The organism is Hymenobacter psychrotolerans DSM 18569 (genome assembly GCF_900142395.1).
Taxonomy (GTDB): domain Bacteria; phylum Bacteroidota; class Bacteroidia; order Cytophagales; family Hymenobacteraceae; genus Hymenobacter; species Hymenobacter psychrotolerans.
This window is the reverse complement of record NZ_FRAS01000063.1, coordinates 1-1,557: the sequence shown is the minus strand read 5'-3', so window position 1 is coordinate 1,557 and position 1,557 is coordinate 1. Positions and strand designations below refer to the sequence as shown.

The following is a 1,557-nucleotide window of genomic DNA, read 5'->3' as shown; positions in this document are numbered from 1 at the left end:
ACTTGAATCCCTCGAAAACCATTTCCCCCTCTCGGTTCCCCTTTGACACTAACCTGGAACTTCCAAACCTTGACTCCCCTTCTGTCAAGCTGTCTCTACAGGGCCAGGCTGCCCTAGACTCGGTCTGAACCACTGCTGTTAGGGTTAGGGTCTCTAAAGGTGAGGGGGGTAACCCAAGTCTACAGCTTGCATGGACAGAGCTACCACTTTCCCCACCTAAGACCCCCTTCCACTATGTTCAACTAGAGTATTTAGGGCTAGGAGACTGATCAGCAAGCCAGGGTTGGAAAGCACTGTCACTTCTCTTTTCAAAACTCAAACTTTGTACATCAGAGCTTTCCCCTCCGCCACTTCTCAGACTTCCACCTAAGCACTTGCACAGGGGTGTCTCTACCAATGTCTGAGCAACTGGTAGGAACAACTCAACCATGAGCAGACACCATCCCCACTGACTTTTCATTCTCTCTCATCTCAATGTTCGACGCTGTGGATGGGTTTTGACTACGAAGTGAAGTTTGTTGAGGGGTATATAATCACTGTTACAACCTGACTCTGCATCTGCGGCCATACCGCGATGAACCTTCCGCGTCTCGTCCGATCCGCGCAGACAAGCATCGCAGGGGCCAGAGAGTATTGACGTGGGTGACCAGTCGAGAACACTGTGCTGCCGCAGGTATTTTTTTGCTTCCCTCCACTAGGAGAGCCTGGTGGCCAGCACAGGGTGAAGTGGAGCTGCCTCTGTCTTTCATCCTTGCCCCTGTCCACTTTTTGTTCCTCTCAACAACTCTTGCTGCCTGTCCAAGGGTTGATATGTGCTCGTATTCGCACCCTGATGCATCCAGGGATAGCCAGGAGCTGTGGGAAGGGGGGGAAAAGGTTGAGAAGGCAAAGTGCTGAGAGAAAAATCCACCAAGTCGTGAAGCGCGTCAAAATCGCATTTTGGTCATTTTTCTCATCTCACAGCTTCATCATCGCACGAAAACGTTCCTGCCTACTATATGAAGAGTGAAGAACAGTCTAAAAGCCCGAATGCGAAGGCGTGTTGATTGTACTGATCTCTGAATGAATCCTCAATTACCGATGTTGTAGTAATCTGCTCGGATGTATTAATCAGAGCTGGTGAATCAAGGTCAGGGTTAGAGCTTCGTGCTCTGTCCTATCTGAGCTAGTCTTCGGACTGGCGAAGGGTAAAACAGGTGTAGATTTATAGCTGATAGCGATACCAGTCCATAATCAAACACTCGAAGATATACATGAAGCGGGTGCTCTTATACAGAGCTGAAGCGGAATGCAATCTTCACTATAGCTGTCGATCTGAGTACTTTAGCGTCTCAGAGAACACAGCTAGATTGAGCAAGACCAGAAAAGTAGATGAACATGGTAGTCAGAGTTTGATTGAACGCAAGTTCATAATAACAAAGATTATTGTGTATATTTGAAAGTAAGGTTTATAAACAATCTTCTTGTAACAAACTCGAGGGGCAGTCAGTGGGAGCAATCCCGTTGTAGCCTTCACGCTCTTTCTGAGAGCGTACGTGAGATAGTTACCTGGTTGAT

Annotated in this window: 1 rRNA gene; it reads left to right on the top strand. The window is 47.8% G+C overall.

Going from position 1 to position 1,557, the window contains the following annotated elements:
* Window positions 1–556: 556 nt before the first annotated feature.
* Window positions 557–676 (top strand): 5S ribosomal RNA (gene rrf / locus BUE15_RS21220).
* The last annotated feature ends 881 nt before the right edge of the window (window positions 677–1,557 follow it).